Origin of the sequence: Caulifigura coniformis (assembly GCF_007745175.1) — a bacterium.
Taxonomy (GTDB): domain Bacteria; phylum Planctomycetota; class Planctomycetia; order Planctomycetales; family Planctomycetaceae; genus Caulifigura; species Caulifigura coniformis.
Genome location: NZ_CP036271.1, coordinates 346,568 through 371,735, shown reverse-complemented (window position 1 = coordinate 371,735; position 25,168 = coordinate 346,568). Strand labels below are relative to the sequence as shown.

Genomic DNA, 25,168 nt, shown 5'->3' with positions numbered 1-25,168 from the left:
GAGAGACCTTTCCGAGGCGACCATGAATCCGATCACGAAAGCTGCCCTGCCGCGTCGCACGTTCCTGAAGGCGGCGGGAGTCGCCCTGGCGCTGCCGATGCTGGAATCGATGACGCCGGCGCTCGCACGAGCGGCAGAGGCGGCGACGCCGCGGCGGTTCCTGGGGATCTGCAACAACCTGGGGGTGCTGCCGGAACATTTCTTCCCGACGCAGGGGACGGGGAAGGACTACGAGCTCTCAACGTACCTGAAGCTGCTCGAGCGTCACCGGAATGATTTCACGGTGTTCTCAGGGGTTTCGCATCCGGACGTCGACGGGGGGCATCCGGCCGACATCTGCTTCCTGACGGCGGCTCCCCATCCTTCCAGCGGCGGGTTCCGCAACACGATCTCGCTCGACCAGTACATCGCGGAGCAGATCGGGGTTCAGACGCGGTTTCCGTCGCTGACGCTCGGCGTGAACACTTCGGGCGGGCTGAGGAGCCTGTCGTGGACCGGTTCGGGGGTTCTGATCCCGTGCGAGGAGAAGCCGTCGGCCATCTACAAGGCGATGTTCACCCAGGGTTCGGCGGAGCAGGTGAATGCCCAGGTCAAGAAGCTGGAACGCGGCCAGAGCATCCTGGATGCAGTTGCGGGACAGGCGAAGGATCTGCAACGCACGCTTCCGCAGCGCGACCGGGACCGGCTCGACCAGTATTTCGGCTCCGTCCGCGATCTCGAGCACCGGCTGGCCGTCAGCAAGGAATGGGAAACGAAGCCGAAGCCTGCCGCTCCCGGTCCGGCGCCGGTCGATGTCGTTTCTCCAGCCGAGTACATGGCGAAGACGAAGCTGATGTACGACATGGCGCGACTCGCATTTGAAAGCGATTCGACGCGCTGCGTGACGCTGATGCTCGACAGCGTCAACTCCCCTGCCCTGGAGCTCGAAGACGCGGAGATCACGGACGGGTACCACAACCTGTCGCACCATGGCCGAAACGAGGCGAAACTGAAGCAGCTCAAGGCCATCGACGAATGGCACATGAAGCTCCTGGGGGGCATGTTCGACGGGCTGAAGGAAACGAAAGAGAACGGCCTGGCCCTGCTCGACCGGACGATGGTGCTGTACGGGTCGAACCTCGGGAACGCGTCGACTCACGTCACGACGAACATGCCGGTCCTTCTCGCCGGCGGCGGATTCCGTCACGGTCAGCACCTCGCGTTCGACACGGAACGGAACTACCCGCTGCCGAACTTGTTCGTCAGCATGCTGCAGCGGATGGGGCTGGAGGCCGACCGGTTCGCCAGCTCAACCGGCACCATGCGGGGGCTGGAAGAAGCATAGCCTCAGCGGACAGGCGGCGGCCGCCGGCCTGCGTGACCGAGTGCACGTCAAAAAGCCCGGCTTCTTCTGAGAAGCCGGGCTTTTCGTTACCCTGACGCCGCTTTCCACCCGCCTCTTGCCATCGCGGCGCCCGTCGCCGTTCCCACGTGCCCGCTCCAGTTGCTCCTCTCCGCCGCTCGCTGACGAGTCACGTCGAGCGTGAGGACGAGCCTCGACAACGACCGCTCGACTTCCGGCTGATCGCCCGGCTTGTCCGGCACACGAAGCCGTACGCGCGGCTTCGCAACGGTCTCCTGCTGACCGTGTTGCTCCGCTCCTTCCAGCTCCCCGCGCTGACGTGGGTGGTCGCCGCGGTCATCAACGGGCCTGTCCGCGAACGCGACATGCAGGGCGTGCTCAACGGGGCGATTCTCTTTGCCTTGCTGGCATTGTTCACGCAGGTCGTGATGCACTTCCGCCAGAGGTGGGCGCTGGAGCTGGGCGAGTCTGTCGTCGGCGACCTGCGGAACGCCCTGTTTGCGAAGCTGCAGCGGATGCCGATGAGCTGGTACCACGGCACGAAGGTAGGCCGGGTCATCAGCCGGATGACGTCCGACATGGAAGACCTGCGGAGCGGCGTGCAGGAAGTGCTGTTCGTCACGCTGGTGCAGGCGGGGCAGATGCTCGTGGCCGGCGCGGCAATGCTTTACTACGACTGGACACTCTTCCTCATCGTTCTCGGTCTTGCGCCGGTCATCTGGTTCATCAACCGCCGGTTCCATCGCCGTCTCAGCTCGGCGCTGCGGAACATGCGGGAGTCGTTCAGCCGGGTGACGTCCACGCTGGCGGAGGCGGTAGTGGGGATTCGCGTCACCCAGGCGTTCGTGCGGCAGGAAGAGAACTCGCGAGGGTTCGCGGAACTCGCCGAGGATCATTCGCGATACAATACCGTGGTGCTGCGCACGCATGGTCTGTTCCTGCCGCTGCTGGAGCTGAACAGCCAGGTGTTCCTGGCGATCCTGCTGCTCGTCGGCGGACTGCGCGTCCTGTCATCGCCGGACAGCGCGTCGGCGGCTCCTCCGGCCGGTTCGGTGGTGGAAGGCTTCTCTGCGGAACGTCTGCCTCCGAAGGTGGCGGGCCGCGCTTCGGACGTGGGCGACCTCATCGGCTTCTTCTTTATGGCGGGCCTGTTCTTCTCGCCGATCTCGGTCATCGGCAACCAGTACAACCAGGCGATGACGGCGATGGCCGGCGCGGAGCGATTGTTCTCGCTGCTCGACCAGGAGCCTGCCTGGAGCGATCCGCCCGACGCCAGGCCGCTCGTTCACCTGGCGGGTGCGGTCGAGTTTCAGAACGTGACGTTCGAATACGTTCCCGGCCGACCGGTGCTGCACGACATTTCGTTTTCCGTCCGGCCCGGGGAATCGATCGCGCTCGTGGGGCATACGGGGAGCGGCAAGACGTCCATCATCAACCTGGTGTCGAAGTTCTACCTGCCGACGCAGGGGCGGGTGCTGATCGACGGACAGGACGTTCTGTCGATCGACACGACCAGCCTGCACCACAAGCTGGGCATCGTGCTGCAGCAGAATTTCCTGTTTTCGGGGACGGTGGCCGACAACGTGCGGATGGGGCGTCCGGGAGCGACCGAAGCCGCGATCAGGGAAGTGTTCGAGCGACTGCGGTGCGAGGAGCTGCTGAAGAGTCTGCCGCTCGGGCTGGACACGCCGGTCGGCGAGCGGGGGGGCTCGCTGTCTCTGGGCCAGCGTCAGCTCATCTGCTTTGCACGGGCGCTCATCGCCGATCCGCGCATCCTGATCCTGGATGAAGCGACGAGCAGCATCGACAGCGCCACGGAGGCCCAGCTGCAGGCGGCTTTGCGGGTGTTGATTGCGGGGCGAACGAGTTTCATCGTCGCCCATCGGCTGAGCACGATTCGGGATGCCGACGTTGTTCTCGTGCTGGAGGATGGCCGGATCATCGAGCGGGGAACGCACCCCGAGCTGCTGGCCTCCGGAGGCCGGTACGCCGACCTGTATCGAAGATTCGCAGCGGCCGGCCAGTCGACGGTTCCGGGGGGGTGACGCGCCGCGGGCGCGTGTTGACGCCGGGTTCGGAATGGCACAACAATTGGGGGTATTCATTGCGCCCTGCGCGCCCCACTTTGTCAGTGTGCGACCTCGGAGTTTTCCATGAAGCCCATCGCTGTGATCGGCGCGATTATCACCATCGGCCTGGCGCTGTTCGTCGTCTCGAAGCTCACCGCGCCGACGAATGCCCTGAACGAGGTCGCCGTCGAGCCCCCCCCGCCTCCCGTTGAAACACCGACCGAGACCGAGACGAAACTCGAGGAAGGGGGCGAGGAGAAGCCTGAAGGAACGCCCGAGGAGAAGCCTGCCGAAGACGTCAGCTACCAGTCGAATCCGTTCGATCTGAAGAAGCCGGGCCCGTATCCCAAGGCGGTGCTGGTGCAGGAGCGTTTCGAGTTTGGCTCGATGGCGCTCGGCGCTACGAAGTCGCATCCGTTCGTCGTGAAGAACGAAGGGGATGCTCCGCTGAAGCTGGAAAAGGGCCCGTTGCAGTGCAAGTGCACAATGCCCGCCCTCAAGGACAAGGAGATTCCCCCCGGCGGGCAGGCGGAGATCGTGCTCGAATGGAAGCCGCTGGCCGTCCAGGCGGGGTTCGAGAAGGAGGCGACGATCTGGACGAACGATCCGGCCAATCCGCGGCTGAGCCTGCAGATTTTCGGCGATGTCGTCAGCGACGACTTCTGGGAGCCGGTCGACGGCTTCAGTCTCGATCAGCTTAAACAGGGGGAGGCGAGGACGGTCACCGGGTTCATCGGTTCACGGACGCGTGACGACCTGAAAATCGAACGCGTCGATCAGGTGAACAACCTCCTGAAGATCGAGTACACGCCGGCCGACGAGGCGAAGCTGAAGGAGAAGGAGGCGAAGGTGGGGTACAACTTCACGCTGACGCTTCCTCCGAGCGAAGAGATCTCGCTGGTCCGGGAAACCGTGACGGTGACGGTCAACTCCGCGACCAACACGCAGATCATCTGGCCGGTGACCGGCAATCGGATCGGCCCGGTCAGCATCATCGGGCCGGGCTGGTATGCCGAGAAACAGCTTGTGCAGCTCGGCCACTTCCGCGCCGCCAAGGGAACGGAAAAGAAGTTCACGATGCTGCTGACCGACCGGGGTGAGAAACCCCTCGAGATCACCGACGTGAAAGTTGATGGCCCGATCCAGGTCGCGCTGGAGAGGGACGAGAAATGGCCTGTGAAGACGAATGAACGCTACTTCCTGACGGTGAAGTTCATTCCCAACAGCCCGATTGGCGTCCACAACACGGACAACGCCATTCCCGTCACGATCACGACCAACCATCCCAAAGTTCCGACGATCAGCTTCAACGTCTCCTACGACGCGGACTGATCCGTTCGGACTCCCACTTTCGAGTTTCCAGCACCCTGGCTGCTTTCCGGCGGCCGGGGTGTTTTCGTCGAACGCCCCAGTACGGATTCGGCCCGTTTCCTCAGTTCCAGCGGAGGCGCGACGAAGAACTCGAAGCCATGCGGCGTCGCGGTCCCCTGCTGAGCATCGACGCGAAGTCGCCAGGCGGACTCCATCGGACACAACCCCGGTCCCGAGTTCCCTGTGGCATCCTCGAACCAGGCTGTCGTCTTCCACGGGCGGTCGGAAGGAAGGAGTGGTTCAATCGTCAGTTCGGGCGTCGCCTGCCCGAGATCGTCGATCGTGATGCCGCGCAGTGTGACCGCCAGTTCGTCGTCCCGCGCGGTCGCGGGGAGAGGACCGGGGGACCAGACCGGGGAGTCAGGCTGATAGTCCGGATTCTTCATGTTGAACTTCAGGACGACCTCGCCGTTGATGTTGTTCACGAGGCGACAATGGACAACGGGATCGTGCCGCGGCCAGGCGTCGTAGCCCAGGTACAGATAGCCGTGCATTCGATGGGATCTCGAATCTGCCGGCGGACGAAAGACGTAGCCGGTCGAGTCGATGAACTCCATTCGGGGCCTGAGGCCGCGTCCCCTGGCCGGTCCGGTTCCCAGGTCTTCATGATCGGAGAACAGGAACTGCAGCTTGTGTCGTCCGGCGAGGTTCCGCGGCGGACACCGCTTGAGGGAGATCCAGTCCGGCAGGTAGCGCCCGACCAGCCAGGGAAGGTTTCGCCGAAGGAACGTGAGAAGGACGTTGTCGGACTCGTAGCTGAAGGCGCCGGTTCCGGCATGCAGCAGGACGACCGTGGTCGTTCCGTCCGCGGTCGTCCCCGACACGGGCATCCGCCAGTAGCAGACAGCGGCGCAGGCGAGCACGATGCAAATCGCGCCGATCGGGATCCTGTGTTTCCACACGCGGCGGACGATTGACGCGACCGACATGTGTCCCCTCGCGCTGAGGCCGTTGTCAGGCGACCGGTCCGTCGAACCTGTACTCCGCTTTTCCTTCCGCAATCCGCTGAACCGTTAATGCGGCTTCACGCAGGTGATAGTCGCCCCACTGGCTCGATTCGCCGCAGGGGACGGACTGGCCGGGGGGAATGTAGTCCCATCCCCGCGGCCGGTGATACACGCTATGGACAAGGAGGCCCTGATGGGCGCCGCTGCTCAGGTAGGATTCGCTGAGCAGCGTCTTCAGCGTCGTGAGGCCGGCCTGGACGTACCGCCGGCCTGACAGGTCTCCGCGGGCTTCCATCCAGTTTCCGAGCCGGATCAGTCCCTGGCATCCGATGGCCGCGGCCGAGCTGTCGACGGGTTCGTGTTGATTGAACGGCTCGGCCGGCCTCGACCGCCAGTCGCCCAGCTGCGCGAGGCCCGGGGCGCCGGTGTCCCAGTAGGGAATGCCATCGAGGGCCGTGTTCTCGAGATAGAAATCGCACGCGGCCTGTCCGGCCCGGAAGAAAAAGTCTTCGATTTCCGAGCGGCCTCCCAGCGGCTCCAGTTCGACGTCGTTCACCGTTTCCAGGAACTCCAGCTGCTCGGCATAGCCGAGCATGATCCACGCCAGCCCGCGGGTCCACGTGCTGAACGGGCTGTAGCCCTGCTGGGTCGACGGGCAGCGGTAGTGGCCGTCGTTGGTATTGAACAGGCTCTCATGGGCGACGCGGCCGCGGACGTCGTAGATGTCGCGTCCGTCGCCATAGAAAACGGAATAGATCGCCGTCGCGCGGCCGTGCAGCACGAGTCGCCTGAGCAGCGAGATCGGCTCGTCGTTTTCGCCCATGAGGCGATGGCCGAGCTTGTGCCCCATGGCGAGGGCCCGCAGCGAACGGATCGTGTCGCAGAACAGCGAGTGCGGACCATTGAACGAGTAGAGATAGCCGTGGCCGTCGACAGTGCGCGACCAACGAGCCGCCTGCACCGCGCCGCTCGTCTTGAGCGCCAGCTCACAGAAATCGAGCAGGTGCGCATCGCGATCGACTCGGCCTTCGAGCATGAGCCGACGGATGTTGCCGTACGTGCTGACGTTGTTGAACCCGTGGTCGTGGACGCCGATGTGGGAGACATGCGGCGCCATGAAGTCGATGGTGCGTTTCAGGCCGAGATCGAAGAACGATCGTTCGCCCGTCGCGTCGAACTGCAGGAGCAGCGATCCGAACTGGAACCCCTGGGTCCACTCCGTCCAGCCGCGCGAGGTGTATTGGCCGTCGACGGTAAAGACGGGCGAGCCGTCGCCAGGCTTCCAGGAGTTCTCAAGAGCCGTCAGCACTTCGGCCGAGCGCGCCCACATGCGCCGGATAGCGGGAAGGACTGATTGAGGAGCGAGATCAGAGTCAACGTTCATTGATTGATGAGCTGAGCAGCAGTGATGCGAATCAAGTAAGGAATGACGAACTACTGTGCGTGAGCCACTTCCTCGATCGTGGGAATGCGACGACGCAATTCCCTCTCCACGGATGGGCTTGGCGGCCCCCCGTAACCCACTTCCAGGTACTTCAAAACGGGTATCTGGAGCCGTTCAAAAAATCGATCGGTAATCCCGGATTCCGAAACGCCTAGGACTTGCAGCTTCTGAAGTTCATTCACTGAAGCGGAAGCGTCGTCCTCAAAGCCAGAATGAAACAGCGACAGGATCGTCAGCCGGTTCTGGAGACCCTTGACGATGGGGCCGAGCTTTCCGCCCGGCACTTTGCAGAGCGTCAGCCAGAGACCTTCAAGGCGAGGGAGTGTCGCACTTTTCTGAAGCGTCGACTCGTCTAGCTCGCAGTTCTTGAGCTTGAGGAATCGAACGCCCTGACACGCATCTGCGGGCATTTCTTTAAACCGCTCGGCGGTCCAGTCGACGATTGCGAGCTTGTAGATGACCGGAGAATTGAAGACGACGGCCGCTGCGCGCGGTGTCGACTGTTCGATCAACGCGACATCAATGCCTGGCGATGGAGTCTCATGTGAGGTGACGTACGCGATATTCTGAGCATTTCGAGGGCCAGTCACGTGAAACGTCGACGTTAGAAACGTCAGCTTGCCCGAGGTGTATTCCTCGATCTCTGAGACGTCATCCTCGACGACGATGCCTGTAGCGAGCAGCCCATCGCCATAGCTGATCTCGTACTCGGCTGGAGGTTTGGGAGTCGCTGTTTGCGACGATGCAGGCGCCGTTGTCTGCGAACTGCAACCGGCCAGTATATGAAACAAAGCTGAGGCAAGGCAGATTCGCATTGCGCATTCCCGGTTACTTCCCGCGGATCCCCTCCGCGAATGTTGACCCGTATTTCCGCGTCATCAGGTCCATCGTTCGCTGGCGCTCGTCATTAATCATCTGCCAGATCGAATCGCGGTCCTTGGCTCCGGCCGAGATCGCGGCGGCCTGCTGTTCGCGGATCGTGGCGAGGTTGGACGTGGTTTCCCAGGTGGCGGGCTGATAGCCGTAGGTCCACCAGCCGACCTGCTCCCATCCCGGATTGACCTTAGTGTTGTAGACAACGGCGTTGTTGAGTGTATTCACGTCGACGGCGACGCCACGGAGCGAAGCTCCCAGCGATCGCAGCTTTGAGGCGACCGAGCTTCCATAGGAGATGAGGTCCGGATCGACGGCCATCGTCGAGAGGTTCGCAATCTTGTCGGCAAACCGGTCGTGCCAGGTGGCGGTGCGGGCGTAGTCATTCGCATTTCGATTGGCCCGTGTCAGGTCCTTGAGGATCTGGTCGATCGCGCGGAAGTACTTCGCGTTGTTGTCGGTGGTCACGCGCGGCGCCGGGCGGGGGGCAACGACGTTCGGGCTCGGGGGCGAGCTCGCCGGAGGCGGCGTCTTGACCGTCGCCGGGGGCGGTGCGACGGGAGTCGACGGCGGGGCCTGGACCGGATGCGGAGTGAGGACGAGCGTCATCACCCGCCGGAGGTCTTCGGCCGAGAAAGCCGCGGCGATCCGCACGGCATTGCCGTCCGCGACGGCCTGGCTGTCGTGGAAGCTGTCGAGGCCCACGCCCATGTCATCCATCGCTTCGAGCAGGATGCCCTTCATGAGGTTGGGGTCGTTCCCGACCGGCTCCTTGAAATCGAGCGTCAGGGCGGCGCGGAGTTCATCAGTGACGTAGATGTCCAGGCGCAGGCCACGGACCGTCATGATCTGGGCGGCGGTCTGATCGACGTGCTGCTGGCGACCGATCATCGCGGCCATCGTGGGAAGGCGTTCCCGCAGCCGGCCCGGCTCGAACATGTCGGTCAGGTCGATGGCGAGTGTGACTCCGGCTGACTGCCCGAGCAGCACCTCATCGAGATAGCGGGTGAGCGTGGTGTCGTGTTTCCTCTCGCTGCGTTCGATCCAGCGGGACAGGTCCTGACGGTGGGCCGGGCTGATGACACCGAGCAACTGGGGGCCCAATTCCGCAAAGAAGCTGTTGCGACGGGAGAGGACGGCCGGCTTTGAGGCGACGGTCTGGAGTGAAGATTGTTCCTGCTCGGCCACACGCTGCATATCGACGGGCCGGGAGAACGACAGGAGCGCCACCGACCAGGTATCGCCCGAGGCGGCGCGGAAGCGGGTTCCGCGGACGAACAGTTCGCAGTCGGGCGGAAGATGGACCGCGCCTCCGAGGAAGTTCTCGCTCCCGCTGTGCTGCCAGCTTTCCCGGGCAGCCATGGGGGTTTTCAGGAGTTCCCCGGCGCGGACGACGGCCAGGGCGTTGATGTCTTCGGGAATCCAGGGACGGAGCGGGGTCAGGTCCTGGGCACTGGCAGCGCCGACCATGACGGTGGTGACAAGGGTAGCGATCACTCCGCGGAACATGTCGACCTCTTCGGATGGAGTTTGTTTTGCCGTCGCCCCGCCGCGCCGGACAGCCTTTCCGGCGGAAAATCAGGCAGATTTCGGGGATCAGCCTCGCCGTCCGTGTCAATCGCGCTTCCGGCCCCGCGTCACTCTGGGGAATTCCGGAGAATCCAACACATTGTCAGGCCTGTTTTGTGGTTGATACAGTATCCGACATCGGCGCCTCCCCGGCGCTCGATCATGGAGACCAGACTTCAGCGGCCGCAAGCTCCGGCATTTGCACAAACCGACTGACGCTTTGAACTCCGATAAGTACTGAGATTCGGCCCGCCGCGTCGACCCGTCAAGCCCCGCGCTTGCCGGGCCCCCACCCCAACACGGCGTCTCACCACTCGACATCCCCGCCTTTTTGGATCGCCGCATGTTCTTGCGACTGACGATCATTGCGCTGGCCCTCGTTGCTTCGGACGCCGGCGCCGCCGATCTTGTCGAACTCCGCGTCTCTCCGCCGGAGATCAATCTCGCCGGCAGCCAGGACCGGCAAGCCGTTCTCGTTCAGGCCATCTACTCGGACGGCATCACCCGCGACGTGGCCGACAAGGCAACCTTCGCGGCCGGGAACGCCGCCCTCCTCCGGCAGGAGGGCCAGACCTTCTGGGCCGCCGCCGACGGCCAGACCGAACTCAAGGTCTCGTTCGAAGGGAAGGAATGCGTCATCCCGGTGAAGGTGGAGAAGGCGGCCGAAACCAAGCCGATCAGCTTCAAGCTGGACGTCATGCCAGTGTTCATGAAGACCGGCTGTAATTCCGGAAGCTGCCACGGCGCCGCCCGCGGCAAGGACGGGTTCCGCCTGTCGCTGTTCGGCTACGACCCGGATGGGGACCACTACCGCATCACCCGCGAGCTTTCCGGCCGGCGGGTCGATCTTGCCGTGCCGGCCGCGAGCCTGCTCGTCGAGAAAGGGGTCGGGGCTGTCCCGCATACGGGCGGCAAACGCATCGAGCCGGGCACGGAAATCTACCAGAACATGGTCAACTGGATCGCCGCCGGATGCCAGCAGGACCCAGCCGACATCCCAACCTGCACGTCGATCGACCTCTATCCCAAAAACGCCGTTCTGGACGGCGAAGGCGAAACGCAGAAGCTGACCGTCCGCGCCACCTACTCGGATGGAACGGACCGCGACGTCACGCACCTCGCCCTGTTCCTGACCAACAACGAATCTTCGGCGGCCGTCTCACCGGAAGGGGTCGTCAAGGCCGGCGCCCGCGGCGAGGCCTTCGTCATGGCCCGGTTCGCGACGCACACCGTCGGCTCGCAGTTCATCGTCCTCCCCAAGGGGCTCAACTACGCCGAGCCCGCGGCGGACAACGTCAACTACATCGATGAACTCGTCAGCGCCAAGCTGAAGAAACTGCGGCTGCTCCCCTCGGGGCAGTGCACGGACGAGGAATTCCTGCGCCGTATTTCGATCGATCTCGTCGGCCTGCTGCCGACGCGCGAGGAGTACGCGGCCTTCACGGCCGATGCGAATCCCAACAAGCGGGAAGCAAAAATCGACGAACTGATCGCCCGCAAGGATTTCACCGACGTGTGGGTTTCCAAGTGGGCCGAGTGGCTGATGCTGCGTTCGGACGGCAATCGCAAGTCGTACAAGATGATCGTGCTGTACCACCAGTGGGTCAGCGAGAAGATCGCCAGCAACACGCCACTCGACCAGATGGTGAAAGAGCTGCTCGCCTCAAACGGCGGCATCTTCAAGAACCCCGAAGCATCGTTCTACGAGATTGAGCGCGACCGCCTGAAGATCGCCGAGAACACCGCCCAGATCTTCATGGGGATGCGGATCCAGTGCGCCCAGTGCCACAACCATCCGTTCGACCGCTGGACCCAGGACGAGTACTACAACTTTGCCGCATTCTTCGCGCAGGTCGGCCGGAAGACGGCGGAGGACCCCCGCGAGCAGATCATCTTCAATTCCGGCGGCGGCGAGGTGAAGCACCCCGTCAGCGGCAAGAACATGGAACCAGTGTTCCTCGGCGGCGGGCCGGCCGACACCAAAGGGAAGGATCGCCGCGAAGTGCTCGCTGAATGGCTGGCTTCGCCGAAGAATCCGTTCTTCGCACAGAACTTCGCCAACCGGGTGTGGGATCACTTCTTTGGCATGGGCATCATTAACCCGGTCGATGACGTGCGGGTCTCGAACCCGGCGTCGAACCCCGAGTTGCTGGCCGAGCTGGCGAAGCGGTTCACGGAGTCGAACTACAACTTCAAGCAGCTGGTGAAAGAGATCTGCATGTCCCGCACGTACCAGCGGACGACAGAGCGGAACGAGTCGAACCAGACCGATGAGCGGAACTTTGCCCACCAGAACGTCCGCCGCATCAAGGCCGAATCGATGCTCGACATCGTCAGCCAGGTGACGAACACGAAGGACAAGTTCCGGGGGCTGCCGTTGGGCGCCCGGGCTGTCGAAATCGCCGACGGCAACACTTCAGACTACTTTCTGACGACGTTCGGCCGGGCGACCCGGGAAACGCCCTGTTCCTGCGAAGTCCGCATGGAGCCGACGCTGTCACAGGCCCTGAACCTCATGAATGGCGACGTCGTCAACGGCAAAATCCAGCGGGGCGGGGTTCTGAAAGCGATGAAGGAACAGAAGCTCGAACCGATGCAGATCGTCGAGCAACTGTACATTTCGTGCCTCGTCCGGAAGCCGACGGAGGAAGAGAAAGCGGCTCTGGCGCCGATGTTTGCCGAGGGATCGGACACGAACAAGGCGCTGGAGGACGTCTTCTGGGCACTGCTCAACTCCAGAGAGATGTTGTTCAATCACTGACTTTTTGCCGATAATCCGGCCCGCCGGGTATTCCAGCACCGGACTCACGCACACGCGCCTTGAACAGGGAGGTTTTGGGAGATGGTCTTGATGCAACATTGGACGAAGGGGGAACGCCGCGGCTTCCTCGGCGGCATGATGCTGTTTGTCGCCGGTTCCGCCGGTCTGCTGACTCTCGATGACGCTCTGCAGGCGGAGAATGCCCGCAAGCGTCATAAGCCGGAAATCCGGCAAACTTCAGCGAGTCCTCAGGAAGAGGAGATGGAAAAGGCGATGGATGAAGCAGTCGACAAGCTCGACAACTTCCTCGCCGTCCTGAAGACCCCGAAGAAGAACCAGGAACAGTTCGCCATCAAGTTCTTCGTCGAACTCAAAGACGACGCGGAACTGCTGTGGCTCAACGAGCTGAAGTTCGAGAAAGGCGTCTTCACCGGCAAGCTGGCCAACCAGCCGGCTCTCGCCAAGCACCTCAAGATGGGTGAAACCCTCAAGGTGAAGGAAGACGACGTGGTCGACTGGATGTATGTCGAAGACGGCAAACTGCAGGGCGGATATACCATCCGCGTGCAGCGGAAGTACGTGCAGGCCGCCGAACGCAAGAAGTTCGACGACCAGTTCAAGTTCAAGTTTGAATAGTCGAATCCCGGAAGCCCGGCCTCATTGAAGAGGCCGGGCTTCTGAAGATGTCCCGCCTCGCTGATTGAAGCACTGGCGATCGCCTGCCCGCGGGCAGGTCCCCGCCTGTGCTTCTGAAGAGAGTCCCCACGGCACGGACGCCGGCCCGAGAACACTCACCAGTTCCAGAAGCCGAGCTTCTTCCCGCCCGAGGACTGTCCGTGACCCGCCTCTTCCTCACCGCTCTCACTGCGGCCGCCTTTTCGCAGACTTCCTTCGCCGCCGATGCGCCGGCACCTGCGGAAAAGACCACCTACAACGACCACGTCGCCATCATCTTCCGTCAGCGCTGCGGCACCTGCCACAACAGCACCGACAAGAAGGGGGACATCGCTCTCGACAATTACGCCGGCGTCATGGCCGGTGGCTCGGGTGGCGAAATCGTGACCGGCGGCGATCTCTCCGCGAGCACGCTCTGGAACGTGATTACGCACGAGTCCGAGCCGAAGATGCCCCCCAATGCGGACAAGATTCCGCAGGCCGAGCTGGACGTCATCAAGAAGTGGATCCTCGGCGGCGTTCTCGAAAAGGGAGATAGCGTCGCGAAGATCAAAGTGCAGAAGGCGATGGCGAAGATCGAGGTGTCGAACGCCCGCCCGGCCACCGTCGCCATGCCGCAGACGTTCTTCGGCGAGCCCCTGCACGTCTCCCCGACGACCAACGCCGTCACCGCACTCACCACGAGCCCGTGGGCTCCCCTGGCCGCCGTTTCGGGTCACCAGCAGATCTCGATCTGGAACACGGCCACTCTCGAACTGCTGGGCGTCCTTCCGTTCCCGGAGGGGCAGCCGCAGATCCTGAAGTTCAGCCGCAACGGCTCGGTTCTCCTCGCGGGTGGCGGACGCGGCGGAGCGTCCGGAAAAGTGGTCCTGTTCGATGTCGCGACGGGCGAGCGGCAAGTCGAAGTCGGCGATGAATACGATGTCGTCCTCGCGGCCGACCTCAGCCCGGACCAGACTCTGATTGCGCTCGGCGGGCCCAAGAAGATGCTCCGCGTCTACTCGACGGCCACCGGCGAACTCGTTCACGAAAAGAAGAAGCACACCGACTGGATCACCGCCATCGAGTTCAGCCCCGATGGCGTGCTGCTCGCCTCGGGCGACCGCTCCAACGGCGTCGTCGTCTGGGAAAGCCATAGCGGACAGGAGTTCTATCCGCTGAACGGCCACCAGGGTGCGATCACCGATATTTCCTGGCGGCCCGACAGCAACGTCGTCGCGACCGCCAGCGAAGACGGCACGATCCGGTTGTGGGAAATGAACAATGGCACGCAGGTGAAGTCGACCAGCTCGCACGGCGGCGTCGCCGCGATGGACTACATCCGCGATGGCCGGATGGTGACCACCGGACGCGATTCCAAGGTTCGCCTGTGGGACGCCGAAGGGAAGCAGGTTCGCGAGTTCGCCGGCATGACGGACCTGGGTCTCGAGGTCGCCTTCGATGCGGAAACCGAGCGGGTGCTCGGCGGCGACTGGACCGGGCTCGTCCGCGTCTGGAGTGCGGCCGACGGCAAGGAACTGGGGCAGCTCTCGACGGGCCCGCGTCCTGCCGCCGAACGGCTCGCGAAGGTGCAGGAACTGATCCCCGCGGCCGAGAAGGCCGCTGCTGAAACGGCCGCCGCGCTCGCAGTCGTGACGAAGCCGATCACCGATCGTGAAGCGGTCGCCAAGGTGAAGCTCGACGAAGCAAACGCCGTCGCCGCCAAGGCCCAGGAAGCGACCGCTGCGAAGGCCGCCGCTGAGAAGGTCCTTGCGGAGAAGACGGCGGCCGTCGCGGCCGCTGAGCAGGCCCTCATCGCGGCCCGTGCGGCCTACGAGAAGGCGATTCTCGACAAGGACCTCGCGAGCCGGAACACGGCTCCAGCCCAGACCGCCGTCGCCCAGGCGGGAGAGGTCGAGAAGGCCGCCGCCGAGGCCGCCGCCAAGGTGAAGTCGGAAGCCGACGCCCTCGCCGCTGCCGCCAAACCCAATGAAGCCGAGCAGAAGGCACTCACCGCTGCCCAGGCCGCGGCTAAGTCGGCCGCCGACCTCGCGACCGGCCTGAAGTCTCAGACCGAGCGGCTGAAGAAAGTGATCGAAGGCCTGCAGAAGCCGGCTGAAGGCCAACAGGCGGCGAATTAAGACTCGCGGAGAATGAGCGATCTCAGAAGCCCGGCTTCCTTGGAGAAGCCGGGCTTCTTGCGTGGTGGCGATGGCCCTTGTCGCATCACGACTTCTTCTTCCTCACCGTCCGCGGCCGGGCTTCAGTTTCCTCCAGCGGGCGTGGCGTGACCATCAGGTACTGGAACCCCTTGCGCTCATAGGAGGGGAGGCAACCGATCAGCAGCGTCTCGTTCATTTTCAAAGTGGAATCGACGTCGATGCAGACGCGGTTGACACGGGGGACCTGAACGTTGACTTCACGTCCACGCTTCGTCCGGGCCGCGACGGTCATCACGTCCACGATGTGAGCCGCTTCAATTCGCCCTGTCACCCTCATCTCCGAGTGATCGCGGCTCTCTGTGGGACACAGCAACAGAGTCAGACCCTCATCAAAGCTTTGAATGGTCGGCTTGAGCGTGCCGTCGCCCTCCTCTTCCACGCCAACGACGAACGGCTGCCGCATGTGATTCTCTGTCCGCGCCGTCCCACCGTTGAAGACGGTCACCTTCGGCGCAAACATGACGTTGGACAGACGGTCACTCTGGGCCGCGCGAACGAACTGGAGCGATTGCGAGTCATTGATCGCTGCGACACAGACAGGGAAGGAATGCTCGGTAGCTGCGGAGCCGCCGACGAACAACGGCTGCACGGGATCCCCCAGCCGTACCAGCGGATTTGAGGGACGAACCTGCCCCATCGTCTGCCAGCCGACGCCGATCGGAGTCGCGAGGTCCTGTTCCGCAGTGATGATGCGGCACTCCATGACGATCTGGCGAAAGCCCGCCTCTTTCCAAACTTCGAGCTGTCGGACGATGTCGTCGACGACACTTTGACGGGCCGTCAGCTTCAGGGTGCTGCCTTCGATTCGGCACTCCTCCAGTCCCGAGACAGGATTCAGCATGGAGGTCAGCGCCGTCTCCGACTGCTCCGCGGTCAGCCCTGTTTCCCGATGCCGTCGGAGTGCATCGGCGACGTCGAGGTCGACGGAGACGATGTTTCCCTGTTCATGGGGCAGCGTGCTCCAGTCTGGCATCACCGTCAACGGCGGCATCCAGGGATTCAACTGCGGTCTTGTGGAGATGTCCTTTGCTTCCGACCACCCGGCGACCGCGAGCGCGACCGCAAGAACGGCTGCTGCGGGCCGCTGCAGCCGGCTCCGGCTGCGCGTCGCCTCGCGAAGCGCATTCAGCCGACGCTGCACGCCCCTGTGTCCCGGCTTGAGCGAGATTCCCATGAGAGAAGCTGGAATCGACACCTGCCACCGCGAGGGCGGAGCATCCGCGACCGCAGCTGCGAAGTGCAGGAGCATCTCGCCATAATCGCGTGACGAACCCTCTCCGCTCCGCGCGATGGCGAAGGCGTCGCAGGCCTGTTCGCGGAGCGCGCCAAACCTCGCGGCCGCCAGCCAGAACACTGGGTTCCACCAGTGAGCCGCCTTGAGGACTGCCAGCATCCAGTTGATCGCCACGTCGCCGCGACGGACGTGCGCCAGTTCGTGGAGGAGCAGCATCTGCAGTCGATCACCGGGCAATTCCGCCGCCGCCGTCGGCAGCAGAATCGCCGGAGTCCACAGACCGCAAATCGATGGCTGGGGCTGATCTGCCACGACGTACAACGGAATTGAGCGGGTGACGCCGGCCTTCGACTTCGCGTCGTCGAGCAGCCTCAGGAGCCGTTCATCCTGTGTCGGCGCCTGCCGGGCAAAGACGCGGCAGAAGCGCCAATGCACAAAGGCCGTCCACGCCAGGATGGCGACTGCCACGAACGGATACACGACAAGGATCGAAGTGACTGCTCCGCTGAACACAGCCATCCACAACGGATCGCCCGTTTCGGCCGAGGCGGAACGGGATTGAGAAGCATTCTCGACAGGCTTCAGTTCGACGTCCGGGGCCGCCTGAGCATGAGCGGGCGCGGCCTCGAGGTTGCGGGTGACCGGCAGAATGACCGGCTCCTCTTTGTGAGTCAGCTGCTCGACGGCCATCGCTGTTCGGTTCCACAGCGACGCGAGGCTGAAGGACAGCGCCGGCGCTACAGGCAGCGCCAGTCGAACCAGAACGAGCCCCCAGAGAACGGCCATCTGGCCGACAGTCAGCCATCGCCGGCCGGCGACGTTGATCACCAGCACAATCGCGGCGAGCAGTGCGGCATAGCCGGCCGCAAAAACGAGAGGTTCCAGCAGCGGAGACTGGAGATCGATCCACCAGTTCACAAGTGATTCCAGCCGTTCCATCACTGAGCCTCCTGCTCATCGAGGATTGTTCGCAACTTCGCGATCTCTTCGGGAGACAGCTTCGTGTTGCGGAGAAAGTGTGCCACCAGCGAACTCGACTGCCCGTCAAAGACCCGTTCAAGAAACGACCTGCTAGCCTGCTTGACGCAGTCGGACCGCTTCACGCGCGAACGGTAGACATACCTGTTCCCCTGCGGCTCATATGTAAGGACTTCCTTCCGCACGAGCCGATGCAGCATGGTTTTGATCGTGGCCGGGGCCCATTCGGCGTACCCGTCGAGTGCCGCGACTACGTCCTGAGCCGCCAGAGGCTGGCGGTCCCAGATGACGTTCATCACCTGCCACTCGGCATCGGAAATGGAAACGACCGCCATCCCTGTTCTCCGAAAACAACCGATTACAACTGTAAACAACTACAAACGTAATCGCGAGTCAACGTGCGAAAGCGGCGAACGAACGCGGATCCCGCTGGGGGCCTTCCGGCAGAAATTGCCGTTCGCGCCCGAAACCTTCTTCGCTAGATTCCCGCCCGCGCGCCTGGAGGGCGCTGCGCACACTCGCGTCTTGACGCGATGACTCGCGAACGGATTTCGACGTGAAGACTTCTCGCCACCACTTTCCAACCGCCGCCGTGCTGATGCTGCTCGCCAGCGGCTGCCCGTCGATGAACCACACCCAGTCCGGTGCGATGGTTGGCGGCGGGCTCGGAGCATTGACCGGGGCCGTGATCGGCAGCAACTCAGGGCATGCCCCGGGCGGCGCTCTCATCGGCGCGGCTGTCGGCGCCCTCGCCGGCGGAACCATCGGCAACTCGGAAGACCTGCGGGACGAGCGCGACCACGCGATCATGCAGGCCGCCTACGAACAACAGGCGCGGGCCGCACTCACCAACTTCGACCTCGTCCGCATGGTCCAGGGAGGAATGGGGGACGACGTCATCATTTCGTCGATCCAGACCCGCGGCGGCCGATTCGACCTCGGCACCGAAGCGCTGATCAACCTCAAGGCCAACGGCGTTTCCGATCGGGTGATCGTCGCCATGCAGCAGGCGGTGTCGGGCGTCGGACAGCCCCCTGCGGTGGTGGGCCCCGCTCCGGTCGTCGTCCCGGGCCCGCCGGTGATCGTGCACCCCGCGCCGGTGTTCGTCGGGCCTCCACCCCCGCCCCCGGGCGTATTCTTTGAGTTCCACGGCGGCGGTCGCCGCCGGCATTGAACGCAAAACACACCGCCGCTTGCGATCGCACGGTCCGAGACGGCCGTGGCATACGCCACCGGAGCACTCCTCTCAGCGCGATAAAAAAACGGGTGACCCACACCGTGCGGGTCACCCGTTCTGTTTTCCGCGAATCGGTTACTGCACCGTGGGCAGCGATACCTTGGCTTCCAGCGCCTGGGTGATCTTCGACCGGCTGTCGAGCAGATGCGCGCGGGTGTAGTCGTCGAACTTCAGATCCTTCGCTTCAAGAAGCGACTTGATCTGGTCGTTCAGCGACTGCAGGTGCATCCGCGCCAGCGTCCGGGCGTCCTCGGGGGCGCCGGACTGCGTCACCAGCGACGCCAGCGTGCGGATCGCTTCCCGCTGCAGGTTGCGGCGGAAGCTCGAGATCATCGGTTTCTTGGCCGTGAACTCGCCCGCCATCTCGGCCGGCTTGAACTCGGAGAAGATTCCGTCGACCGTCAGCTTCAGGTGCTCGGCCAGCGTGTAAGGATCCTGGTCCGACGGCGCTTTGAACTCGTTGTCGAGAATCCGCCGCAGCGTGGTGGAGTTCATGAGCTGGCGCAGGATCGCCGACTGGGCCGACAGCACTTCGTCATGCACCGGCTTGTCGAGACGCGTCGCCTGGTTCATTCCCCAGTGATACCACCGCGAGACGGAGAGGTAATTCAGCTTCGGGCCGTCGATCTTTGGAGAGGCGAAGGCAAACTCAGAGATCAGCGCCATCGCGTCCCGCTGTTCCTGGGGGTCGACCGGCTGGAACGGAGGGTTCTTGCCGGCGTCTCCCTTGTGTTCGCGGCTCACATAGACGCCGCCCGGGAACCGTGCGGCGAAACCGGCCGCCCGCCAGTATTCACGGAACAACAGGCCGTACATCTGCGTGGCCCGCTGATACCCTTCGCCGTCCTTCACGGCCTTATCGACGACCTGCGGCAGGAGCTCGTTGCTGTTGTTCAGCTGCCGGCGCAGGTATGCCAGCGAGTCCTTGCCCATGTCGAACCGGTTCGACAGCGGATCGGGGTCGATCGTCCCGCGCGTGTCTTCATCGGTCAGGTACGCGAGTCCCGGCTCACCGGCCCGCGCAGCGATCTTGGCGAGCTCGGCTTTCTCGTCTCCCTTGATGATCTTGTAGCCATACTCGATGGCCCACATGTCATAAGGCCCGAGAGTCGTCGTGTAGTACGCCCCCTGCGGAGTTCCCTTCGGCACGATGTTCGGCGGAGCGTAATCCATCACCGAGGCGAATGTCGGCTCGGACTTGCTCTTCGCCGGGTCGTTGATTTCCTCAAGCGACTTCCACGAGCTGGCCTTGAAGTTATGACGCAGGCCGAGCGTATGCCCGACCTCGTGCATCACCACTTCCTTCAGCCCCTGGTGAACGAATTCCTCAGGCAGCTTGCCGTCGAGAGTGATGCCATGCCCGAGGAACGTCGCCGCGGCGAAGCCCATCTGGTGCTGCATATCCTTGCAGTAGGTGCACGCCGCGGTGTGGCGATGTCCCGTCGGGGCCGTGAGGTCGAACGGGGACCAGTTCGGCTGCAAGGCTTCGGCTGTCTGGGCGTTGAACGTCTCGAACTGCGACTTCCACGAATCGAGGAAGCCGTTGTCGAAGATGATGTCGGCGTCCAGGATCTGGCCGGTGCGGGGGTCGACGCGCGACGGCCCCATCGCGAATCCGGCGTCGGCCGTGATCCAGCGGAAGAAGTTGTACCGCACGTCCTCCGGATCGATTTCGACGCCCGCGCTGTTCTCGAACTCTTCTTCGTGCTGAACGCGGATCGCGTTCGAGAATCCGAGCTTCGCGAAGGCCTTGTTCCATTCCAGGATGCCTGCTTCCACGGTCGGCCGCAGGAACACCGGACAGGTCTTCTCGATGTAGAACTCGATCGACTTCTCGGGCGTCGAAACGTCCAGCGAAGCATCCTTCTTCTTGAGGTCCCACCGGTTGATGTACCGCGTGAAGTGCTCGTCATCAGTGCGGTTGGAGAAGTCCTTCACCGCGGTGAGGAAGTAACCGATGCGATCATCCGCCGCGCGCGGCTTATAGCTCGATCCCACTGCCGGCAGCGGGCTGATGCTGTAGTGCACTCCCACCTGGACGCCGCGGGAATCCGGAACCGTTTCCGGCCCACCGATGCCGATTCCGGTGTAGACCGCCGCCACTTCCAGTTCGACGTTATTCGGGAACGACTTCACCTTCCCCCACGTCGAGCGGTCGTTCGCCAGGCGGAAGCCGAGTCCCAACTGGCGGCCGATTCCCAGGTCGTCGCTCATGAAGACCGAGGTCATATCGACGACGATCGAGCCGTTGGGCGCGGTCGTCAGGATCGGCAGCGCGTAGATCACGGAATCGGAATAGGCGAACTCCACGGCCTTTGCTTCCGGGCTTCCCGGTGCGGCCTTGTACCGGAAGTTGCGGCGCAGGACGAACAGCTTCTCGTCCATCTTCTTGAAGGCCCAGACGAGGTCGTCATCATCGGGCTGCCACGACATGCCGCCGATGACCATCCCGCTGGAGACCCCCTTCGAGATCGACGGCAGGACGATGTAATCCTTGCTCAGATCCGAGGACTTCAGCTCGGCCAGGAGCTGCTGCTCTTTGTGATAGAGCGTCCACAGGCCGGTGACTTTGGTTTTTCCCTCAATGAGGGTTTCGTATTTCGACTTGGCGGGCTTCGACTCCGAGGCGCCGGCCATCGGCGTCTTGGATGTTTCTTGTGCCGACGCCGGGACTGCAATCAACGCGATCGCAGCCGACGCCAGCAGGCTCGGCAGAGAGCAACGCATCGAGGGAAACCTCCAACACAATGAGCGAGAATGACGGACCTGCATCGTCCGATGGAAACCGCGGCTGCAGACTTCCTCAATTACGCATACTGGACATCTTAACTCACGGTCCAGACTTCTGGCGAACCTGCCGGGGAGTCGCAGTGTCGTCCGGCTGCGCCTAAGATGGCCGCGGGGAATTCTACGGAGGCGTTGCCTTTCGGCAGCATGAAAAGGAACGCCGCTTCTCCGGAATGACCCGGAGACCCGTTGCAGACGGCCGCCTGGGCACGACGAAACGGGGCGCCGGACGCTCTCTGAACCCCCGCGACAACGGAACGCCGACCCTCCGCAGGACGCGAACCACCCTTCCCAGTGAGCCCATCACGGACGAACGAATGTCGACGACGGTGACCCCGGTTGATCTGCCGGATGCTTTTGAGCCTCCGCAGACGCCCGACATCCCCCCTCCGGCCTCCGAGACTCCGGATGCGGGATCGATCCGCGAACTCCTGCGCGTCGCGCTCCCGCTGATCGTCAGTTCCGGGTCGCTCTCGCTGATGCACGTGGTCGACCGCATCATGCTGACTCGGCTCGACGTGAACGCCCTCGCGGCCGCGATGCCTGCCGGCATGTTCCACTGGACGGCACTCGGCTTCCCCCTCGGCGTCGCCGTCTACACCAACACGTTCATCGCGCAGTACCACGGCGCCGGGCAGAAGGCACGTGTCGCCGCCTCCGTCTGGCAGGGGGTCTGGCTGGCGCTCGGCTTCGGCATCATCCTCCTCTCGAGCGCCCCGTTCCTCAGCCGCCTGTTCGTCACCCTGGGCCACAGCGCTGAAGTGACGCGGCTTGAGATCGAGTATTTCTCCGTTCTCTGCTGGGGCTCGGCCCCGATGCTGCTGGCCGTCACGCTCTCGACATTTTTCAGTGGCCGCGGACAGAACCGCGTTGTGATGTATGTGGACGTCGCTGTCAGCATCCTGAACGCGGTGCTCGCGGCCATCTTCATTTTCGGATTCGGACCGATTCCGCAGATGGGCATCCGCGGGGCCGCGGCGGCGACGGTCACCGCCAACGTCGTCGCCTGCATCGCCTTCGCCTGGATGATTCGGCGGGTGAACCAGGCGGAACAGTATCCCTTCCGCGAACAGAGGCGGTTCGACGGCGAACTGATCCGGCGCATGCTCCGGTTCGGGCTTCCCAACGGCATCCAGATGCTTGTCGATATCGCCGGGTACCTGATGCTCGTGCTGTTCATCGGGAAGCTCGGGACCGTCGAACTCGCGGCGACGAATCTCGCCTTCAACCTGAACGCCCTGGCGTTCATTCCGATGCTCGGCCTGGGAACCGCGGTTCTCACCCTCGTCGGACGGCGCATCGGCGAGAAGCGGCAGGACCTGGCTGAAAAGAGCGCCTGGAGAGCGCTGTTCCTGGCGGTGTCCTACGTCAGCGTGTTCGCCATGATTTACATGGTCTGGCCCGACGTGCTGCTTGGCCCCTACGCCACTCAGGAAGATCCCCAGATGATCGCCGCCATGAGTCCGGAGGAACTGACGGCCTATCACGCGGAGCATCCTCCGTTCGAGGAAGTCCGGCCGGTGGTCATCAAGCTGCTCTATTTCGTCGCCATGTACTCGGTGTTCGATGCCCTCGCGGTGATCTTCGGCAACGCCATCCGCGGCGCCGGCGATACCCGCTTCTCGCTGGTGTACACGTTCCTCTGCGGGTGGTTCCTGATGGTGATCCCGTCGATGCTCGCCGTCCGCTACGTCGAACAGCCGCTGTGGGCGTGCTGGTGGGCCGTTACGGCGAACATTGCGGCCCTTGGCATCGGACTCGGGCTGCGGTTCCGGAGCGGCAAGTGGAAGAACATGACTGTGATCGAGCAGGTTCCGCCGGCGCACTGAGGACGAACGCCCGTCAGCGGACGACGAACTCGATGCTCGAGACGCCGATCTTCCCGCTGAGTTCGTCCTCCAGCGTCAGCCGCAGCGTGAAGTTGCCGGGCGTGAGGTGGAGCGGCAGGTCGAGCTTGTAGCTGTGGAAGTAATCCGACCGGGGAGACCGCGACTGATCCTCGGTCGATTCGAACTGCCGCCGCTCGATCAGTTCGCTCTCGGGGCCGGCCTTGATGATTTCGATCGTCGACTTCAGGGCGGTGCGGTATCGGCCGGCGGACGTCACGTCGGTCTTGAAGTTGCGGACTTCCGCGTACAGAAGGACGGGCTGCCCCGGCCGGAACACATCCTGCTCGAACGGGTGGTACGCGCCGAATCCGTCGATCTTGTCGCAGAACTCCAGGCTGCGGATTTCGAGGCGGGCCATGGTCTGCAGGTAGTGCTCCGCCGCGCGAAGCCGCTCAAGCGTGGCCGCAGCCCGATCGGCCGGATCGACGATCGACTGGTTGTCGAAGTAGTTGGACAAGGACCACGTCAGCGAGGTCCAGAACTCCTGCGTCTCGGGGTCGACCTCCGGGATCGCCTGCAGCGCCAGTGTGGGCTGCCTCGACATGAGGTACAGCATCCGGAGTTCGGCGTGGCGGCGGACGTATTCTTCACGATCCGTGAACGACGTTCCCGGCTTGAGGCGGGCGGTTTCGGCTTCCATGAGGGCGATCAACCGCTCGAGCCCCTCCTGCAGGTGGGGCGATCCCCCGACCGTCAACAGAGGGTCCACGGGCAGGCTGGCGGTTTCCGTCCTGGGAGGGGGGGCGCCGCGAAGTCGCCGGCTCAGCCCCTGCAGCGAGAGTGCGGACGGATCGGTTGGCGCCTGGGCTGTCTGCACGGGGGGCTCGCCATTCGCCGTGGCCGGGTCCGGCTTGCGGATCGACGTCCACTCCTTCAGCCTGGTCAGCGGACCGGGAGCCGTCGGCGAGGAAATGACGGGTTCCGGGGTGGTCGGTTGCGGAGCCACCGGCGGCGCCGGGAAGGATGGTTCCAGTGCGGGCTCTGTCTGTCCTTCGAGCGACGAACTCGTCGCTGGGGTCACTTCGGGCAGCTTCTCCTCGGGGGCGTCGTCGAACTCGACTCCCTGAATTTCGATCAGCGGGTTGCGTCGCGGCCGCGCGATCGGCGGTGCGACGATGCCGGTCGCGGTGGTTTCGGCGGTTGCCGGCTCCACCTGGCGATCGGGGATGGCGTCGTCATCGCGCTCGAAGACCGGCTTTCCTTCGGCCGCGGCCGTCACCACTTTGGGAGCCTCAACAGCCTGAGAGGCCGAACGTTGCTGACGGAGGGTTTCCAGCAGAGCGGGGAGCTTGGCCGGTTCGACCGTCGCGAAGTACGCCAGAAGTCGTTGTCGCTCTTCGTCGCTTGCGCCCACCAGTTCCGCCTCGACCTGCTCTCTCAGGTCGGCGGGGAGCGACTGCAGGAACTCATCCCGCTTCTGGGGAAGCTGGATGACGGCGCCAGCCGGGTGTTTATCCGACCTGTCGTCGAGGTATTTCGCGGCTGGCGGCGTCCGCTTGAATGGCCAGCGATTGAGAGCCGGTTTCTGGGCGACGAGTGAGATCGGCGTCTCGGACACCGACGTGCAGCCGGACGCGATCCCCAGCGCGAGCGCGGCGAGGATCAGCCGCATCACCATGCTCGCGCCTCCGGACAAGAACTGAACGCAGCGGCGAACGCCGCCTGGGGAAAGGAGCCGGAACCTACCCCATCGCCAAAAACAGCCTCAAGGCGACGGGGCCGGCGTGCCGACGCGGGCCCCCCGTTCGGCAGATCCTGCCATTTCAGGCGGAATCCAGGAGGACTGGGCAG

Annotated in this window: 16 protein-coding genes; 8 read left to right on the top strand and 8 right to left on the bottom strand. The window is 63.7% G+C overall.

Annotation, left to right across the window (positions count from 1 at the left end; genetic code table 11):
• Nucleotides 1-22: 22 nt before the first annotated feature.
• From Pan44_RS01505 to Pan44_RS01495, 3 genes are all read left to right on the top strand, one after another.
• A complete protein-coding gene (locus tag Pan44_RS01505; RefSeq protein WP_145026570.1) occupies nucleotides 23-1,324 on the top strand; it encodes a DUF1552 domain-containing protein in 1,302 nt (433 codons plus the stop codon).
• Nucleotides 1,325-1,470: 146 nt separating this feature from the next.
• Complete coding sequence (locus tag Pan44_RS01500; protein WP_145026569.1) at nucleotides 1,471-3,387, top strand: ABC transporter ATP-binding protein; 1,917 nt, start codon at nucleotides 1,471-1,473, stop codon at nucleotides 3,385-3,387.
• A 108-nt stretch (nucleotides 3,388-3,495) separates the two neighbouring features.
• Nucleotides 3,496-4,743, top strand: a complete 1,248-nt coding sequence (locus Pan44_RS01495; RefSeq protein ID WP_145026568.1) for a DUF1573 domain-containing protein — start codon at nucleotides 3,496-3,498, stop codon at nucleotides 4,741-4,743.
• Here the strand turns inward: Pan44_RS01495 and Pan44_RS01490 are convergent.
• The 4 genes from Pan44_RS01490 to Pan44_RS01475 are packed head-to-tail and all read right to left on the bottom strand — an operon-like array spanning nucleotide 4,728 to nucleotide 9,555.
• Nucleotides 4,728-5,711, bottom strand: a complete 984-nt coding sequence (locus tag Pan44_RS01490; RefSeq protein ID WP_145026567.1) for a hypothetical protein — start codon at nucleotides 5,709-5,711, stop codon at nucleotides 4,728-4,730. The genes Pan44_RS01495 and Pan44_RS01490 overlap by 16 nt on opposite strands.
• A 25-nt stretch (nucleotides 5,712-5,736) precedes the next feature.
• On the bottom strand, nucleotides 5,737-7,113 hold the full coding sequence (locus Pan44_RS01485) for a glycoside hydrolase family 88 protein (RefSeq protein WP_145026566.1): 1,377 nt from the start codon (nucleotides 7,111-7,113) through the stop codon (nucleotides 5,737-5,739).
• 50 nt (nucleotides 7,114-7,163) lie between these two features.
• Nucleotides 7,164-7,988 carry a leucine-rich repeat domain-containing protein gene (locus Pan44_RS01480; protein ID WP_145026565.1) on the bottom strand — a complete coding sequence of 275 codons (825 nt, stop codon included), beginning with the start codon at nucleotides 7,986-7,988 and terminating at the stop codon, nucleotides 7,164-7,166.
• A 13-nt stretch (nucleotides 7,989-8,001) separates the two neighbouring features.
• Entirely contained in the window at nucleotides 8,002-9,555 is a 1,554-nt protein-coding gene (locus Pan44_RS01475; RefSeq protein WP_145026564.1) for a hypothetical protein, read from the bottom strand.
• Between the two features lie 403 nt (nucleotides 9,556-9,958).
• On the opposite strand from Pan44_RS01475, the gene Pan44_RS01470 reads away from it, so the two are divergent.
• From Pan44_RS01470 to Pan44_RS01460, 3 genes are all read left to right on the top strand, one after another.
• Nucleotides 9,959-12,376: a DUF1549 domain-containing protein gene (locus tag Pan44_RS01470; protein WP_145026563.1), complete on the top strand. Its 2,418-nt coding sequence runs from the start codon at nucleotides 9,959-9,961 to the stop codon at nucleotides 12,374-12,376.
• A 90-nt stretch (nucleotides 12,377-12,466) separates the two neighbouring features.
• A complete protein-coding gene (locus Pan44_RS01465) occupies nucleotides 12,467-13,012 on the top strand; it encodes a DUF2314 domain-containing protein (protein WP_197453751.1) in 546 nt (181 codons plus the stop codon).
• A 200-nt stretch (nucleotides 13,013-13,212) separates the two neighbouring features.
• Nucleotides 13,213-15,171, top strand: coding sequence for a WD40 domain-containing protein (locus Pan44_RS01460; RefSeq protein ID WP_145026561.1), 1,959 nt, complete (start codon nucleotides 13,213-13,215; stop codon nucleotides 15,169-15,171).
• An 85-nt stretch (nucleotides 15,172-15,256) separates the two neighbouring features.
• Here the strand turns inward: Pan44_RS01460 and Pan44_RS01455 are convergent, their stop codons facing one another.
• Nucleotides 15,257-17,425 (bottom strand): M56 family metallopeptidase, encoded by a 2,169-nt coding sequence (locus tag Pan44_RS01455; RefSeq protein ID WP_145026560.1) that lies wholly within the window; start codon nucleotides 17,423-17,425, stop codon nucleotides 15,257-15,259.
• Nucleotides 17,425-17,799 (bottom strand): BlaI/MecI/CopY family transcriptional regulator, encoded by a 375-nt coding sequence (locus Pan44_RS01450; RefSeq protein WP_145026559.1) that lies wholly within the window; start codon nucleotides 17,797-17,799, stop codon nucleotides 17,425-17,427. Before Pan44_RS01450 ends, Pan44_RS01455 begins: the two co-directional genes overlap by 1 nt.
• A gap of 221 nt (nucleotides 17,800-18,020) precedes the next feature.
• Between Pan44_RS01450 and Pan44_RS01445 the strand changes: the two genes are divergently transcribed.
• Nucleotides 18,021-18,638, top strand: a complete 618-nt coding sequence (locus tag Pan44_RS01445) for a YMGG-like glycine zipper-containing protein (protein ID WP_197453750.1) — start codon at nucleotides 18,021-18,023, stop codon at nucleotides 18,636-18,638.
• Between the two features lie 138 nt (nucleotides 18,639-18,776).
• On the opposite strand, the gene Pan44_RS01440 is transcribed toward Pan44_RS01445, so the two are convergent.
• A complete protein-coding gene (locus tag Pan44_RS01440; protein WP_197453749.1) occupies nucleotides 18,777-21,428 on the bottom strand; it encodes a zinc-dependent metalloprotease in 2,652 nt (883 codons plus the stop codon).
• 377 nt (nucleotides 21,429-21,805) lie between these two features.
• Here Pan44_RS01440 and Pan44_RS01435 point away from each other — a divergent pair, with 377 nt between their 5' ends.
• Nucleotides 21,806-23,317, top strand: a complete 1,512-nt coding sequence (locus Pan44_RS01435) for an MATE family efflux transporter (protein ID WP_197453748.1) — start codon at nucleotides 21,806-21,808, stop codon at nucleotides 23,315-23,317.
• A 13-nt stretch (nucleotides 23,318-23,330) separates the two neighbouring features.
• On the opposite strand, the gene Pan44_RS01430 is transcribed toward Pan44_RS01435, so the two are convergent.
• Complete coding sequence (locus Pan44_RS01430) at nucleotides 23,331-24,995, bottom strand: hypothetical protein (RefSeq protein ID WP_145026556.1); 1,665 nt, start codon at nucleotides 24,993-24,995, stop codon at nucleotides 23,331-23,333.
• Nucleotides 24,996-25,168 lie beyond the last annotated feature (173 nt).